This window comes from Kaistia sp. MMO-174 (assembly GCF_037147815.1).
In the GTDB taxonomy this organism is placed as follows: Bacteria; Pseudomonadota; Alphaproteobacteria; order Rhizobiales; family Kaistiaceae; genus Kaistia; species Kaistia nematophila.
The window spans coordinates 277,392-289,960 of sequence record NZ_JBBCUO010000007.1 but is presented as its reverse complement, the minus strand read 5'-3'; the positions used below and the strand labels follow the sequence as shown (position 1 = coordinate 289,960).

Genomic DNA, 12,569 nt, shown 5'->3' with positions numbered 1-12,569 from the left:
TGTCCTCCAGAATCGAGGTCCGGCGACAAGCCGGCCCCGTTGTAGTTCCCGGTTGTGGTGGATGGCGCGAAGAGCTCTTGGCAAAGGCTGCACCCCTTGAGGTCGATCTGTTGATCGTAGTTTCAATATATCGGGAGTTCCCTTGGACTGTCGGAGACAAATGTGCTTTCGGAGCAACATTGCGAGGCGCTAGATTGGCTGGTAACGGCCACGCTTCCTATGTTCTAAAACTCTTGTGAGGCTTGCTCGTGCCTGGCCTGTTGTCGTCTGGTGGACCTGAACGACATGGTCCTGGCAGATGGGGCCGGAATAGTTTGGTGGGCCGCAAGCCGTCCACGTCCGGGGATCGCAGGAGGGGGCTGTACTCGTGTCAAGCCATGATAGCCAGGCGCTTGGGGCGGTATACGACCCGCCGATGCGGCCATCGGCGGGTCTGCTTGCCCGGACTGGTGAAACAGAGGCCGGAGAGCAATAGCGCGCAAATGTTCGGGGTCGACCATTCGCTGCTACACCTCCCAGTTGCAGTTGATTTGCCGATTTGTCAATCCGTCGATTGCAGGTGATTTTCCTGTCGTGGCGAGTGTCAGGCGTCGCGTAGTTCAACGCGAGGCCTCGATGCTCGAGAGGGACGTCGGAAGCCCGATATTCGGCACTCCATCGTTCGGCTAGGGGCCGCAGTGGTGAGCGGCGGACCCTATCGGGCTAGCGGGCCGGATTGTCGCTGCGCTCAAGCCAAACGATGTTGTCTCTAATTGGCGAGGGGGTGCTGAAGGCTGCTTCCCCGTCGTCGACAATGGCCATGGCCGACGACGCCTTCGTGTTCAGTTCTAAGCGGTCAAGCGTCGCCAGGATTTCATCTACGACCCCCGTCGCCAGTTCGTATGGGTCAATCGCATCAGGGGCCTCTGCCGCGTCATCAATCATGAATCCGACGACAGCGATAAGTTCGTCGCGCGGGCTCATATTGACCGGCTGAGCGGGAATGATCGCCACTATACCGCCTCCTGCTCGGCCTTCGCCGCCTTCAAAACAATCCGGTGAAGATCTGCCTTCGTCGCTTTTTCTATGGCGAGGTCAAGCAGCTGAGCGGTGACAGAGGCATTGAATGTCGGCGCGGACGCATAGCGTTCCCGCGTCTGCTGAACAAACGCCGTATGCTGGGTCTTCAGGGCCATCACGCAGTTTCCACCGTCATGCGAAGATTGCCGTCGACGTCAACCTGTCGACGTTCGTGACGGTTTGTCGCTGTTGGTGCGCTTGTGTTAGTGTGCTTTCTCATCGCTTGATCCTTCTGTTTGCGATGTCTCTGGGGCGGACCGGCTGTGCGCGGCGTCGAAACTTTGCACGGCCGTCTGCGGCCTTGGGCTAAATGCCCTTTACCTTCCACTGCGGGAAGGTCCGCCGAACCTGCTTATCAAGCTGGTCCAGCATCTTCTGAAGCCGAACGATGTCGGCCAGTGCTCCTTTCTTTACCGCCAGGTCGGAGAGGTCTGCCTGTTCGATTTCCGCGATCCTGGCCTTTAGCTTCTCGCGCTTGTAGCTGTTGATCACGAGGGCGAAGCTTGATGCGGCGGCGAGCAGGTCATCCACGAGGCACTCCGCGCGCCCTATGGAGCCTTCAAATCCGGCGTAGTGGCTTTCCTCCGGGCTATCCTTCCAGACCAGCTCAACCTCGCCATCTGCTGAGCACGGGCCGCTGTCGTCGTCGAAACCCGGAATAGTGATCCGAGAAGCGTCGAGATGGAACGTGCCGGAGTCCCAATCGCCGTAACCTTCCGTCCTCTTAAGCCACTCGAAGAATGGCTCCTGAAGGAAGGGGTAGGTGCTGTCAGGCTGCAGGCGTTCCTGCTCGCGCTGCCGCTCAATCTGTCGTTGTTTCCGTTGTAGCGCTGTAAGGGCCATGTGTCGCCTCCCGTGAATGTGAAAATAGAATTCACGATCGCGCTTGTCAAGAAGTTTTGGTGGGGTACTGACGCGTCTTCGCGTGTCGCGGACTGGGGCGTATGACGAGGAGGATTGGGGACCGCCCGGAGATGATGGCAAGGAGGGGCGCGCTGCGGCTTCCCTCCTTCCTCGATCCCAGTCATTTAGCTGGTCGTCGGCTATGCGTTTGAAATTCGAGACTGCTATCCGGTCTCCGCTGTCGGCATCGACGGTTTAGGTCTGTGGTTGCCCTATCGAGCGCCGTATGGGGTGGAATCGGGCTCGTCCTCTCGAATAGCTATCCGGCCTGACTGGGCCTGCAGTCGTCACGCACGCGTCTAAAGATTTGTCGATCGCGTTTATTTTTTAAGCGCAAGAATGCTCGCTCGGCTTATCTGGATCGAGCTAGGAAATGCCCTTGGTTATCCCTGAATATGATTCACGCCGACGCTCATGTTGACGATTGTCGGAAAAACGCGAAATCAGGGCCGAAGTGTCAACATAATGTAAACTATTGGTTATGTTTGGTCCTTGTTTCTTGCCGCTTTGTTGACAGGAAGGTCCATTCGAGGAGTCCAGATCGTCTATCCGGGGGCGATTTGAAGCCTCTAAGTTTACATTATGTTGTCAGGTTTACGATCGATGGAAACTTGCGGGTTGGCGGCCCGAGATATGGGAGGTTAGGAATCCTGAATCTGGTGGGCGCAAAATGCATCCCCTTCAAGCTCGTCGTTTTTTCCTAGGACTTCATCTCCTTCGCCCGGTCCGCACGACAGGCAGTCGGATTGGCGGTACAGCTCGCGAGGAAGAGACGAGCACTTGGTGGGGGGGCGAGGCTTCGATGACATCCAGACTGGTGGGGGCATTGAACCGAATCAATCGATCTCAGTCTCGCCGACAACCACCACCATGTCTGATCCTGCGAGGGACTCTCTGGTGATTCCAGGTGGTCAATTCATCCTATTGCCCCGTTGGAAGTCGCTTGCCGGAATGTCTGAGACGGAGGGGGCGGAGCTCACTTCGTATTTTCGATGTGACGTGATGTGATGACTTACTCGTCACCCATATATTTTCTGAGAAGGTCTCTGATCAGTGGCGATACGTTCGCGCGATAGCGGTCGCAGGCTTCCGTCCACTGTTTGGGCGACGCCCTGCGAGGGTCCCCTGCGGTACGGATGACTTCCTCCAGAACCATGTCGTATATTTCGATCGCTCGTTCCTTCGACAGTTTGTGGGGCGCCGTGAAGAGCAGTCTCGGTATGGCGTAGGTCGCGTATCCCGGTGTGCCGACGATTGATTTTCCGGTCATCACGACGCAACGGCTGTTCATGATGTGATGTTGAGTCATCTGGGCTTGCAGTGAATCTGCCTTTGAGAAGCCCCAGGACGGATCATAGAAATCGTCCAAGGGGCGCACCTTTCCTGCGGCGGCTCCCGCCGTATGCGTGGTGACGAGGACGAGGGCCGCTAGAAGGGCTTTCACTTGGCTGCGCGCCCTAAGTGGCCCTGACGATCTTCAGCGCTTAGGTCGCGGACGTGCTCAAGACCGAAAATCTGGTTCTCCAGCCTCGCAATGCGTTCGATCGTGGAGGAGGGCCGCAATACTTCCATCTCCGCAGCTGTTCGAATCAGCTTCTGCTGCTCGGCGCGAAGAATGGCGATGGCGTTCTCGGATTCGGGCAGGTGACGGCGAGCAGGGGACATGTGCGCTCCACAACCATGACGATCGTTCATGTCTAGCAGATGTGCGGTCGCTGAGAAGGGGCGCCCGATGGCTATTGATTGCCGCTTGCGGGCTTTCATCGGTTTGTATCGATGCGGGGTGACCCGGAAGGGGACCTAAGGCGGGCGTCGGTAAGGGCCGGCAGTGGGGCCCGTCATTGGCGTGCTCAGGAATCGGCAGGGGCACTCACTGGCAGGAAGCATTGCCTGGGCTGTTGCCTGCCTCATGGCGCAGGGGAAGGGTCTCAGTGACTCTTAAAACGCATTGGTGAGGGCGCGTGGGCTGCGATCTGGTCTTGGGGCGCGGTAGTTCCGCCTCGGGCGTTCGGGAGCCTCTCATTGTCCGGCCGGATAGGAGGCGCTGTAGGCCTACTTGCGGTCGCTTATGGTGCCTATGGAGCCGGCTACGACGGGCGGCCGCCGGGAAGATTGCGAACCGAGAACGCTAGGGAGGCGACCTGTTCAAGCCGATCGCCGCGTCTCCGGATGATCTTGTCTCTTATCGAGCTTCTGGAATAGGGAGGGGCCCTGCCGATAGACGACCGAGAAGCCCATTGACGACCGTAGTGAACCTCGTCGCGATCAAGTCTCGCAAATTGCTGGGCCAGCTTGCCTACCGGAAGATTCCTGTATCGAAAGTGCAGCGACGGCTTGTTGGGCGGTATGCGCTGGAGCCTGAGATCGATCTGGGGGACTTCACCTGCCGTGCGGTGATCGATTGGATTTCGATCCGCCTGTGGCTGGGACGCGAGACGCAGCATCAATGGCTCCAGCGAGATGTCGAGGCTGCCCTGGGGGAGAGATGCTACATTGAGCCTCTCGATAAGAGGTCGGGTGGGGTATCGGATCTGTTCGAGTTCCGGGTTCAAGAGCCAGACTTGGTGAAGGTCCGAAGGCTCTGTCGAACCTTCTACGGCAAGTATGACCTTCAAATGCCACCGGTCGTGAGTGAGATGGAGATCAGTGTCGATTTCACTCCCAAGCATCCGGGCGATCTCGCTCGGGCCCAGCTCTTCACCGCTCTCACTCGCCATTTCCAGCCAAGCCGGGATGTGATGGGCCATCGGAGGGACCGACCACGCTTCACGTTCGGGCGGGGCGCAAACGATACGGTCGGTGTCATTGGGCGTCCCAGATCCGGGAGTGGCGACAAGGACCACTTCCTGATCTCGTCGACCACGGATCGCCAGGCTTTCGTGGATGCGACCTACTACGTTGGCGCAGAGGATTCCGATATGCGGTGGCGTATCATGGACAAGGTTTTGGATCGTCAGAATAGGGCGGCGGGCACCAGTCTTGTTCTGGGTGACAAGATGAAGCGGGTCCGGATCGAGGTGACGCTCGGTCGCCCAGAGGTCGCTGCTCTGGGCATCGATTTTCTCGACGACTTGAAAGGGTTTCGAATCACGAGGCTCCAGGCGAAGGCGTTTGCGTTTGTGCTTCCTACCTTCCTGGATCCCGCCCGGGCGAGGCCAAGCGTGCGGACTGCGGCGCATGTGTGGAACGACCGGCAGCGTATGGAGAAGTTCCTGAATGCTGGGGCTATTGGATTGAAGGCGATGGACGCGGCGCTCGACCGACGGATGAAGGCGCTGCGGCGGGCGTCTCAGGGTGATCTTGCCAAAAAGGGCTTGAAGCTGAAGGCACCTCCGCGGATCGGAGTTGGTTCATCCGGAACGTTCGTTTCTTATGAGGCGATGAACGAGCGGGTAGGGATGGCGCTTCGGCATTTGCGAGAACGTGTCGCCGCTGCCTTTTCCGTCCCCGACAAGGATCTGTGAGGAAAAGGGCATATGTGCATGGGAAAGATGCTTGGATATCGCACCAGCAAGTAATTAGGTCGGGGCTGAGGCTTATTGGCGAGAGCCTTGGCGTGGTGTTGCTTTCCTAACCCTTCTACCGGCTTCTTTTCGTGGCCGGCGGTAGGAAAAAGTTGTCATATCGGCCCCCCTATGTCTGGAAAGTATCCCTAGCTAGGGCCGTACTGTCCGTTCTTGGCTGACGATTATAGGCTGTCGAGCCCCAGGGCTCAGTCGCCTCTTGGGGCGTTTTTGCGTTTGACGCGTGCCCAGGCTGGATGCGCGATTGCCTAGCCAATCCGTTAGGCCGACCGACATCAATTTACGACCCTATATTTGCATCGACGATATATGATCATATATGAAATTTGGTGATATAAGATCGTATATTGATTGCCTCGATATATGTTAATATATTGGCGCTGTTCACGTGGGAGCAAAAGGATGCGGATCAGAACTTCCCGGGATATCGGCATTCTGATCAGGGAGGCCCGCAAGCGGCGAGGGCTGTCCCAGGCTGCCTTGGCCAAGATGATCAATACCACCCAAACGTGGGTCTCTTGGATCGAAAATGGCAAGCCTAGCGCCGAGATTGGAAATGTGCTGCTGGTTCTCACCACGCTCGGTGTTGAGATGAACTTCGACCTGCCGCGTTCCTCCTCGCCGCCCGCGCTGTCTGACGGCGACGATCATGATCACCCTCCAGCAGGTGATCGGCATGACGGCGATGAAGACGACGTGCCACCCTACACGCTCTGAGGGCAATGATCATGGTGACGAAGCCCATCGACACGCTGGACGTCTACATCTCTGGTCGCAGGGTAGGGGAGTTGTACTACCTGCCGGGTGGCAGGCTTTCGTTCGTCTATGACGACAGGTGGATGAGTGGCCGGATCGCGATTCCTCTGTCGCTCTCAATGCCCACGATCACACAGGTCTATGACGGCAAGGTAGTCGAGGCATTCCTGTGGGGCCTTCTGCCCGACAACGAGCACACTCTCGCCAGGTGGGCCCAGAGGTTCCAGGTCTCGGCACGGAATCCTTTCGCCTTGCTCAAGAACGTTGGCCGAGATTGCGCAGGGGCTGTGCAGTTTCTGCCCCATGGTGACAAGATATCTCGAGGAGAGGACGTGGAACTCCTCACCAACGAGCAGCTTGGCGATCGTCTGCGTGACCTGCGCCGCGATGGATCCGCGACGCGAAGGATTGGCGATCCTGGTCAGTTCAGCCTAGCCGGCGCCCAGGCCAAGACTGCCTTTCACTTTGATAGGGGGACGGCCCAATGGGGGGTGCCTCTGGGAGATACTCCCACAACGCACATCTTCAAGCCCCCCATGCCGCACCTTCATGGGCACACAGAGAACGAGCATTTCTGCCTGCGGCTCGCGCGAATGCTAGGCATGGATGCCGCGCATAGCCAAGTTCTCGAGTTTGCGGGTGAAAAGGCAATCGTGGTCGAGCGCTACGACCGCAGATATGTCGATGGGAAAACCATCCGTATTCACCAGGAGGACATGTGCCAGGCGCTCTCTGTCCTGCCGACGCTCAAATATGAGAGCCAGGGCGGCCCTGGCATTGTGCCGATCTCCAATATGGTGCTGGCGGCGTCCAGGGATCCGGTCGGCGACAGGCAGGCTTTCATGGTGGCCAATGTATTCAACTGGGCAATCGGCGGCACCGACGCGCATGCAAAGAACTATTCGATGCTCCTCGGCGCGCAGGGCGAGGCACGTCTCGCCCCATTGTACGACATATCGAGCATCCTTCCGCATCTCGGCGAGGGGGAAATCCAAGCCGAAATGCGAGATCTGAAGCTGGCTATGAGGATCGACAAGTCCTACGAGCTCGACGGCATTATGCCCCGATACTGGGAGCGTTGTGCATCATCGGCGAAGGTAAGCAGCGAATTTACGATCCGCACGGTTCGCAGCCAGCTCGCGGTCATTCCTGACATGGCATCCGCTTGTGCTACCGCGATGCGGGCGGAGGGGATCACCCACGAAATCGTCGATCGTCTCCTCGACACGATCGCTTCGCGTGCCAGCCGCCTGGCAAAAGTCTATGGGGAAGAGCTGGCCGACTAGACGACTTGTTTGCGGACGCCACTCTTTGCCAAGGCTGGCGACGCGGAGCGGCAGCCCCCCTGTCGCCGGTCACTGCTGCATCGGGCTTGCGGGGAGCCATCGGACCTCGCCCGTATCGAGCAGGCGGTTGAGGACTGCTATCGCCTGCTCGACGCTCACATCCATCAGGGCTATCTCCTCTGGCAGATCGAAAAACAGGTCGCTCGCCTGGTCGCGGGTCAATCCGAGGAAATCGGTGGCCACCGTCTCGATCGTCTCCGCGTCGGTGGCGGCGATGGCCTCCTGGACCGTGACACCTGTTGCCATGAGGTAGCAGTGTCCGGCGATGCATGCGACGGTGCCGGGCCTAGAGGAGCTGTCGCCAAGTGGACTCGTGCTGACATCCTTGACCCCAACATAAGTATCCATACTGAAACCGACTCTCTCTTTTCCGATGCAGAGGCCGTCATGCGCTAGTCGCTGGATCAGTCGTTCAATGTTGTGTTCATTTAACAATGTAAGCTCCTGTGCTGTATTTATTCTATTAGAATACAGCTATTCTCGTTGGAGCTCGCGAGGGTAGTTGCGCTGCCTATGATGACCTTTCGGGCCCCGGAGGCGACGGCATCCAACAAAAGCAGCCGATCACAGCCGCAATCATCGCCTGAATAGGTGCCGCGACAACGACGCCCGGAAAGGCGACAGCGTTGATGATCTCGATGCGTCGTTTCAGCAGCCCTCGACAATCGAGCATAGCCTTGTTCGATTCACGTAGTGCCGATACAGGCTGTACGGCCTTCCCCGCGAGCGTGCATAGGATCAAAATCCCCCCCCCCCCGTCAGTGTCCGCGCTATTCTGTCCGAATGATCGCCAATTGCTGGTGGAACCGTGGTCAGTAGGTTTGACGCGATGCGTGAGTTGGAAGTCCGAATGAAGAGCTGGCAGCTGAAAAGACACAAAGCACGAATCGCTCGACAGGCTGGTCCCCGTTGGGTCAAAAGTCGCATGACTGGCAACCGCGCCACGGTCGAAATTGAACTCAGTGCTGACGTCATTGAGTGGATTATGGCCTTGGCAAGTCTTTTGAAGGCCGAAGGCTGTGACAATCCGCGCCGTAAGCTTGGTCGCCTCAAAGGCAAAGGAAGCTTGTCGCTTGAGCAAGCCCTCGCCCCGCTGGCTGCCGAAGAGCTTAAGGAGTGGGAAGGGGGAGATTGAAGCTACTGCTCGATCCCGTGCCATTGGTGGGGAATGTTGGAATCGAAAATGGTTGCGAAACAGTGCACGCGCCCGCTGCCCAATGATGACGACGCGATTTGAGCACTTGGCCGTCCGCCTTCCGCCGCCCTATGCAAGCCTCAGTTATGCCCTGTAGAGGTGAGAAAGGTCGAGGCCCGGAAAGGCGACAGCGTTGATGATCTCGACGCGTCGTTTCAAGCTTCCCTCGACAATCGAGCCATAGCCGCGTGTGGTGGCTCCCTTCTGGTCGGCATGGCCGAGGATGAAGTTGTACTCAGTATCGAGGTAGCCCGCCCGACGGCACGCGTCGGCCAGGCCATGCCGGAAGGAATGGAAGTTCACGCTCCGATCCTCCTTCACGCCTATTCGCTTCACATAGCGCCGATACCAACTCGACGGCCTTCCGCTGATATGGCCGCGAGCGTCAGGCAGGATTTCCGGAAAGAGGCGCGGGGAGGCGCTTGCGGCCGCGCGAGCGTGGAAATCGAGAAAACCAAGCCGTTCCAATTCAGGATGAACCGGGATCACGCGTTGAGATGTCTTTGTCTTGACCGACTTGGCCGGGTCGCCTTCCCTGGTGATGATGATCACCGGGTGACCGTGCATCTTACGCACGTCGTCCGTCAGAAGCTGCGCCAACTCGCCGAGCCGTGCACCGGTAAATAACGCGAGCAACGGCAGCCAGTGCCGCCAGTCATCTGCCGTCCGATTGCCGGGGAGGTAGTCCTTCTCATCCGAAAGAAATCCCGAATAAATCGGGCTTTTGAAAATGCTGGCTAGTTCCTGCTCGCTATAGGAGCGGACCGGCCGTGCATCCTTGTCCAGCTTGTCGTGCATTCCTGTCGTCGGGTTGATGTCGATGACGCCACGCCGGACCAGCCAGTTGCAGAAGCTTCCCAGCGCTGACAGGTACTTGTTCATCGTCTGCTTCGAAATCGTCGGGCGCTGCCGCTCCTGGTTCAGCGCAACGACTCTCCGGATGGGCAGCCCGCGGAATTCGGAGATCTCCGCCGCCTTGACCGGAAACTGGCGTAACAGATCGTGCCACTCGCGAACGGCCTTCTTGTCAATGCCGGAAGCGGGATAGCCCTTCGGCAGGCTATCGGCAAAAATCGCGACACACTTCCGGCTGTAGTCGAGGGTGTCAGCCTTGATGTTGTTCGGGTTTGCTTTCGCGTAGATATCGAATTGCCCCATGATCGTCTCGCTCGGTTCAATCCGGCGCTTCATGGCAGGCTTGACGAGGGCGTCTTTGATCTCACCGGACCAGTCGCCGCGATCGCGCTCGACAGAGCGGGTGAGTGCCTCGATCTCGGCGCGTACGATGCCTTGCGAGAGGCGCCGGTAGTCGATGCTCGATGGGTCGGCGATGAGTTGCCGCTTCTCGATTTCTCGTCGGACGACGGGCGCTACGGATTTGGTTTCTGCGCGGGCAGCGTCTTGTCGGAGCTGTTGAAGTCGTGCTTCGCGCTGTCTGGCGTCGAGTTCGTGCCTGTCTCGGAAAGTCTCCAGTATCCGATATGCACCGATATCCTCGGAGCCGAATTCCGAGGCGAGGATCGCCCAAATCTCATCGAGATCTTCCTCCGTCGGCAACTCCATCCGGAAGCGTTCGTCAGCTTCAACCAGCGCGATATAGCGTTCCCAGATGACCTCATCGATATCGCTGGGTTCGATCGTTCTTCGATCGCGGATCGTCTGCCACTCGGCGTCGAGCTCGTCGAGGACTGCGCGCGCGAGGCGTTTTGCCTCCTGCGGATCGGTCGTCCGGAGGGAGCGATGGATCTCTTTTTTGCCGATCACAGACTGAAGCTCGCGAGGAACAAATGCCCTCACGTGGTAGGTGGCCCCCCGCCGGATGATGTTGTTCGCTACGCTCAAATCAGCCCCGACTTTGCTACGATCCGAAGGGCCTTCGTAGCAGTCGATCGTAGCAAAATTCAATGGCATTGATCCAAAAAGTAAGTTATTTCAATTGGATCATAGTGATAGGCCTTGTGGCGTTCGAATCCTCCCAGCGCATCCTCGGGAAGGAAATCCCAGCCGCCGAAGAAGCGCAGCGTGATGCGCGTCCCCGTGGTGCCATAGACCTCCTTGCGCTTCATCGCGTCCCAGATCGAGGCGCGCGTGTTCTCGGGTGCCCAGACGGCGGTGAGCCCCGAGGCACCAAGCTTCCAGTCCTTGACGGTGCGGCCGTCGAAATCGAAGGCGTTCCCGGTCGAGCGTTCCGGACCCGGTTCGCTGGCCGGGAACTTGCCCCAGAAGTTGTTCTCTTCGGTCGAGGAGATGCCGGTATGCGCGTCGGTCGAGCCGATCAGGCCGAATTTGAAGGGGTTGGTGCCCAGTTCCCCTTCCAGCTTGAGCCCGCGCTTGAGGGCCTCGCGGGCATATTCGTAGTCGATCATGCCTGGTTTCTTGGGCACGACGTTCAGGTTGCCCTTGTCCCAGATCTCGAAATCCGCGAATTCGTCGCTGGGCGCCAGAGAGGGGTGCTGCTCGGAGGTGCCCTTGCCTTGGGTGACCTCGTAGAGCGGCTCCCAGCGGGCGCGGGCCTCGGCCCATTTCGCATCGATCGGCTTGCCGTCGGGAGTCTCGGTCGCGAACATCAGCCCGTTCGACAGGTTGCCGTTATGCGGCACGGCCAGAACCTTGCCGCCGGTCTTGTCCTCATACGCCTGCAGCCATTCCCAGAACTTGTTCGGAAGCTCGCTTTCGAAGGTCGTATAGGGCCGTGCCATGTCGGCCTTGTCCTTGCCGTCGCGATAGACCACGTTGCGGTGCAGGTTGTTGCCCCCACCATAATTCGAGGTCCACTCATAGCCGATCAGGGCGGTGAACTTGCCCGGATTGTTGTGGCTTTCGACGATTTCGGTCATCTTGTGCCAGATATCCATCTGGGTATCTGGATCGGTCATGGGCTTCGGGATCTTGCCCTCGCCCTGCAGGGCGATCATCTCCATCATGACCTTGCTGGCAGACTCGCCGCCCTTCCGCATCTCGTCATGCCAGCGCTTGAGCACCGGGTCGGCCATCATCGCCTGATCGCCGTCGTAGATGCTGGCGACGGTGCCGAGCGCATCGGAATGGTCTGCCACCATCAGGAAGTCATAGGGGCGCGACAGGCGCACGGGCTGGCCGGTGTTCGACTCGATCGTCTCGCCCTCGGCATATTTCAGCGCCTCATCCGGTCCGACCCGGGTGCCGCCGGCAAAGGCATCTGCCGACCAACTTGTATGCAGGTGGATCTCGCCCCAAAGCGGCTGGGTCGCGAATTTGCGCCCGGCATAGGGCGAATAGCCCGGCTGGTTGAAAAAGCGCTCGACCATCTTGGGGTTGATCGTACCCGCATCGGTATTGACCTGCGCCGCAAGAGGGCTGGCAAGGAAGGTCGAGGAAAGCACGAGAAGAAAAATTCGACGTGTCATGTGAAGCCCCTTTCGGCTGCGAGGGCGGGGCACATATGAGTCAGTGACGTTGATCTTCCGCGACATTTAGGACTCGATTTCAGCGCGACCACAAGCTTGCCTAAACTGATTTCCAGCGGAACGCAGAACGGTCCAGCATCGTCCGGCCTTTCGGGCCTAAGGTCCAAAACCTCGCCGCGCGCCGCGCGATGGGCCCCTCAGGCGAATGCCGCGTGCAGCATTCAAGACCTATCGATCGGTCAGTTAGGGCCGCACGTTCACGCTGCAACTGCATTCGCGGCGTCCCGCAAGGTTGTTGGCGATTGGCTCGGTGCCGATTGCGCACATCATCGGCGACTCCATCGGGATCCGAGGGCGACGGGAGGAGTGTCCATGTTGCATGTGTCCTCGACCGAGGGCC

12 protein-coding genes are annotated in these 12,569 nt (G+C 58.7%); 4 read left to right on the top strand and 8 right to left on the bottom strand.

What is annotated here, in order from left to right:
- Positions 1-702: 702 nt before the first annotated feature.
- From WFK98_RS24865 to WFK98_RS24845, 5 genes are all read right to left on the bottom strand, one after another.
- Positions 703-993, bottom strand: a complete 291-nt coding sequence (locus tag WFK98_RS24865; protein WP_336802170.1) for a hypothetical protein — start codon at positions 991-993, stop codon at positions 703-705.
- On the bottom strand, positions 993-1,175 hold the full coding sequence (locus WFK98_RS24860) for a hypothetical protein (protein WP_336802169.1): 183 nt from the start codon (positions 1,173-1,175) through the stop codon (positions 993-995). Before WFK98_RS24860 ends, WFK98_RS24865 begins: the two co-directional genes overlap by 1 nt.
- Positions 1,176-1,365: 190 nt before the next feature.
- Entirely contained in the window at positions 1,366-1,902 is a 537-nt protein-coding gene (locus WFK98_RS24855; RefSeq protein WP_336802168.1) for a hypothetical protein, read from the bottom strand.
- A 1,072-nt stretch (positions 1,903-2,974) separates the two neighbouring features.
- Positions 2,975-3,331: a hypothetical protein gene (locus WFK98_RS24850; protein ID WP_336802167.1), complete on the bottom strand. Its 357-nt coding sequence runs from the start codon at positions 3,329-3,331 to the stop codon at positions 2,975-2,977.
- 71 nt (positions 3,332-3,402) lie between these two features.
- Positions 3,403-3,726 carry a hypothetical protein gene (locus tag WFK98_RS24845; RefSeq protein ID WP_336802166.1) on the bottom strand — a complete coding sequence of 108 codons (324 nt, stop codon included), beginning with the start codon at positions 3,724-3,726 and terminating at the stop codon, positions 3,403-3,405.
- Positions 3,727-4,199: 473 nt separating this feature from the next.
- Here WFK98_RS24845 and WFK98_RS24840 point away from each other — a divergent pair, with 473 nt between their 5' ends.
- The 3 genes from WFK98_RS24840 to WFK98_RS24830 all read left to right on the top strand — a co-directional run bounded on the left by WFK98_RS24840 (position 4,200) and on the right by WFK98_RS24830 (position 7,528).
- Positions 4,200-5,426 carry a hypothetical protein gene (locus WFK98_RS24840; RefSeq protein ID WP_336802165.1) on the top strand — a complete coding sequence of 409 codons (1,227 nt, stop codon included), beginning with the start codon at positions 4,200-4,202 and terminating at the stop codon, positions 5,424-5,426.
- A gap of 462 nt (positions 5,427-5,888) precedes the next feature.
- Complete coding sequence (locus WFK98_RS24835) at positions 5,889-6,203, top strand: helix-turn-helix transcriptional regulator (RefSeq protein ID WP_336802164.1); 315 nt, start codon at positions 5,889-5,891, stop codon at positions 6,201-6,203.
- Between the two features lie 11 nt (positions 6,204-6,214).
- Positions 6,215-7,528: a type II toxin-antitoxin system HipA family toxin gene (locus tag WFK98_RS24830; protein ID WP_336802163.1), complete on the top strand. Its 1,314-nt coding sequence runs from the start codon at positions 6,215-6,217 to the stop codon at positions 7,526-7,528.
- Positions 7,529-7,597: 69 nt separating this feature from the next.
- Here WFK98_RS24830 and WFK98_RS24825 read toward each other — a convergent pair whose 3' ends face one another.
- Complete coding sequence (locus WFK98_RS24825) at positions 7,598-8,023, bottom strand: hypothetical protein (protein WP_336802162.1); 426 nt, start codon at positions 8,021-8,023, stop codon at positions 7,598-7,600.
- 415 nt (positions 8,024-8,438) lie between these two features.
- Between WFK98_RS24825 and WFK98_RS24820 the strand changes: the two genes are divergently transcribed.
- Positions 8,439-8,723, top strand: a complete 285-nt coding sequence (locus WFK98_RS24820) for a hypothetical protein (RefSeq protein ID WP_336802161.1) — start codon at positions 8,439-8,441, stop codon at positions 8,721-8,723.
- Between the two features lie 144 nt (positions 8,724-8,867).
- On the opposite strand, the gene WFK98_RS24815 is transcribed toward WFK98_RS24820, so the two are convergent.
- A complete protein-coding gene (locus WFK98_RS24815) occupies positions 8,868-10,688 on the bottom strand; it encodes a DUF6538 domain-containing protein (protein ID WP_336802160.1) in 1,821 nt (606 codons plus the stop codon).
- Entirely contained in the window at positions 10,685-12,169 is a 1,485-nt protein-coding gene (locus tag WFK98_RS24810) for a DUF3604 domain-containing protein (RefSeq protein ID WP_336802159.1), read from the bottom strand. The genes WFK98_RS24815 and WFK98_RS24810 overlap by 4 nt, the downstream gene beginning before the upstream one ends.
- Positions 12,170-12,569: the final 400 nt, after the last annotated feature.

Coding starts and splice junctions, on each gene's coding strand:
- WFK98_RS24860 (WP_336802169.1), bottom strand. CDS start 1,175: ATGGCCCTGAAGACCCAGCATACGGCGTTTGTTCAGCAGACGCGGGAA.
- WFK98_RS24855 (WP_336802168.1), bottom strand. CDS start 1,902: ATGGCCCTTACAGCGCTACAACGGAAACAACGACAGATTGAGCGGCAG.
- WFK98_RS24845 (WP_336802166.1), bottom strand. CDS start 3,726: ATGAAAGCCCGCAAGCGGCAATCAATAGCCATCGGGCGCCCCTTCTCA.
- WFK98_RS24835 (WP_336802164.1), top strand. CDS start 5,889: ATGCGGATCAGAACTTCCCGGGATATCGGCATTCTGATCAGGGAGGCC.
- WFK98_RS24830 (WP_336802163.1), top strand. CDS start 6,215: ATGGTGACGAAGCCCATCGACACGCTGGACGTCTACATCTCTGGTCGC.
- WFK98_RS24820 (WP_336802161.1), top strand. CDS start 8,439: ATGAAGAGCTGGCAGCTGAAAAGACACAAAGCACGAATCGCTCGACAG.
- WFK98_RS24810 (WP_336802159.1), bottom strand. CDS start 12,169: ATGACACGTCGAATTTTTCTTCTCGTGCTTTCCTCGACCTTCCTTGCC.